Here is a 2,399-nt window from a genome sequence, read left to right on the forward strand (position 1 = left end):
AAAAAAAGTGAGCCAGGGGAAAATAATTAAAAGAAAAAGGGGCCACTACATTTTGACCCTAAAATCCTCATCCTTACTTTTCATCCACTTATCTGAATATTTCAAAATTTAGCGCGGAAGTCGGGAAAAAGCAGAAAGGGGATCCGAAGATCTCCCTTTGTGCGTAGTCTATAAAAAAACCCCGATTTCTCGGGGTTTTTTTATACAGCAATTTGTCATTCTAACTAGCTATCCGATCTCATGGTGCTCGCCATTTTTCTCACGGCTTCGTGAATGGCATCCGCCATCATTTTACCCACTTTAGATTCTTTGAAGAAGCCGAGGCCACCGCCTCCGCCGCCGCCACCACCGAAACCACCACCGGCAGCACTGATTCCAAAGCTATTTGCTTTTCTGGTCACTCGAGCAGAAGCTAAAATTTCAGAACTGGAAGTCGAAAAAATCTTGCAGGCAATACTTACCTCAGATTGTTTCGTGCTCAGACCTAGTCCTCCAAGACCCCCGCCGCCAAAGCCACCACCGCCGCCTCCTCCACCAATGGAGAAGCCGGAGCCATCTTTATTGACTCCCGTTAAGGCACAAGAGGCCAAATTTCCGGCCACTTTCATTCCGTGTTTTTTAGCGGTTTTAGAGCCTGTCCGCGCTTCGCCCGAACGAGCCAGGGCTTTTTCGTTCATCACACCGGCAGGAGCCATCGAATATTCTTCGCGTTCCAACACGCTGAAACAGCCGGTTTGAACCAATTCATCTACCAATACTTCTCGTGAGTTCAAGGCCACATCGTCGTTCCACCAGCCCACGGAAATGTTTTCGGTTTTGAAACGATCTACGGCCACAGTCACTTTTCTGCCGCAGTTAATGGGTTCTTCTTCTTTATGTTTTGCCCAAGCAGAACTGCTGATTAAGGCCAACGCTAGCGTGAGGCCCAATAGTTTTTTCGTCATTGAAGCTACCTCCTTTAAGGTAATTTAGGAAAATGAATTTTAATTAACGAGTTTCAAAATTTTAGCAAACATTGTTTTCGTGTCAAGAGAATCACCCCTTCTTGACTATTTTTTTGCATCAGTTAATGCTGGAGAAACATGATTTACCTCCCCAATTTTTTAACCCTATTACGACTTTGTTTGATCCCCTTCATCTCCTATTTTTACCTTCAGGGCCGTTATGACCTTGCGTTGATGATGCTGCTAATTGCCGGGTTTTCTGATTTTTTTGATGGGGCTCTGGCCCGTCGTTATCAATGGAGAACCAAGCTGGGGGCCGTTTTGGACCCCGCTGCCGACAAGTTTTTGATGTTTGTTACCTACATTACTTTGGGATGGACGCATCAACTTCCTTTCTGGTCCGTGGCAATTGTTATTTTCAGAGATGTTTATATCGTGATGGGGGTTTTGTTTCTGAAGTTGAAAAAAAGACAAATTCCTATCCGTCCTATTTTAATTTCCAAGCTCAATACTTTTTTTCAGCTGGCCCTGCTTTCATTCAGTTTGCTTTATTCCTACGTGCAGATGCACCAATTTTTATTTCTGGATTATTTTGAAAACACTGTTTTTTGGGCCAAGCAGATTGCCTTGTTTTTTGTGCTTGTCTTTACTCTGGCGAGCGGCATCCACTACACGGTTGTGGGTTGGGGGATCTTAAAGAAAGATGTTTAATCTCTGCGACATCGGAACAAGTGACTACCAAAGCTGCTTTGACTTACAGCTGCTCCTACGCAAAAAACGACAAGAAGAAAAGATCCCCAATTTCCTGCTTTTTACCGAACATCCCGCTGTCTATACCATGGGCAAACAGGATGCCTCTGCCGATCTTCTGAATTTATCTCCTATTCCTCTCATCAAAACCAATCGAGGCGGACGCATTACCTATCATGGCCCTGGTCAGTTAGTGGGATATTTTATGGTAAGTTTGTCCTCCCTTAAAATGAATATCCCCCAGTTTGTCTCTTCTATAGAAGAACTTTTGATTCATACACTAAGTCACTGGGATATCAAAGCAAATCGAGACGCAGAATATCCTGGCGTATGGGTAGGCCAAGAAAAAATTGCGGCCCTGGGCCTGCATTTTGATCATGGCGTTTCCATGCATGGTTTTGCGCTCAATCTCCATCCTCAGTTGCAGGATTATGAAGCCATTATCCCTTGCGGAATTCAGGGCAGGGGAGTGACTTCGATGGAGAAAATATTGAATAAAAGAGTAGAAAAAAATGAAGTGATGTTAAAACTTGTAGAAAGCCTTGCTCAGGTATTTCAAAAAAAAATTCAGTGGATTGAAAAGATGCATTTAATTACTGGGGGTAGTTTTTTTTGATAAGGCGAGAAGTTTCTTGATTTCTATTTTTTTCCCTTTGCCTTCTTCTTTTCTAAAGTCAATCACTTCTTGTTTGGGGTGTTGTTTTG

3 protein-coding genes are annotated in these 2,399 nt (G+C 43.3%); 2 read left to right on the forward strand and 1 reads right to left on the reverse strand.

The annotated features are described in order from the left end of the window. Positions 1 to 224: 224 nt before the first annotated feature. Complete coding sequence (locus HQM15_12045) at positions 225 to 944, reverse strand: hypothetical protein (protein ID MBF0493494.1); 720 nt, start codon at positions 942 to 944, stop codon at positions 225 to 227. A gap of 180 nt (positions 945 to 1,124) precedes the next feature. On the opposite strand from HQM15_12045, the gene HQM15_12050 reads away from it, so the two are divergent. Both HQM15_12050 and lipB read left to right on the forward strand, forming a co-directional pair. Continuing rightward, positions 1,125 to 1,655, forward strand: coding sequence for a CDP-alcohol phosphatidyltransferase family protein (locus tag HQM15_12050; protein ID MBF0493495.1), 531 nt, complete (start codon positions 1,125 to 1,127; stop codon positions 1,653 to 1,655). Then, entirely contained in the window at positions 1,648 to 2,310 is a 663-nt protein-coding gene (gene lipB, locus HQM15_12055; protein MBF0493496.1) for a lipoyl(octanoyl) transferase LipB, read from the forward strand. Before HQM15_12050 ends, lipB begins: the two co-directional genes overlap by 8 nt. The last annotated feature ends 89 nt before the right edge of the window (positions 2,311 to 2,399 follow it).

The organism is Deltaproteobacteria bacterium, from assembly GCA_015233135.1.
GTDB lineage: Bacteria > UBA10199 > UBA10199 > JADFYH01 > JADFYH01 > JADFYH01.

What these genes read in the sequence shown, in the direction of transcription:
- HQM15_12045 (MBF0493494.1), bottom strand. Translation starts at nt 944, where the DNA reads ATGACGAAAAAACTATTGGGCCTCACGCTAGCGTTGGCCTTAATCAGC.
- lipB (MBF0493496.1), top strand. Translation starts at nt 1,648, where the DNA reads ATGTTTAATCTCTGCGACATCGGAACAAGTGACTACCAAAGCTGCTTT.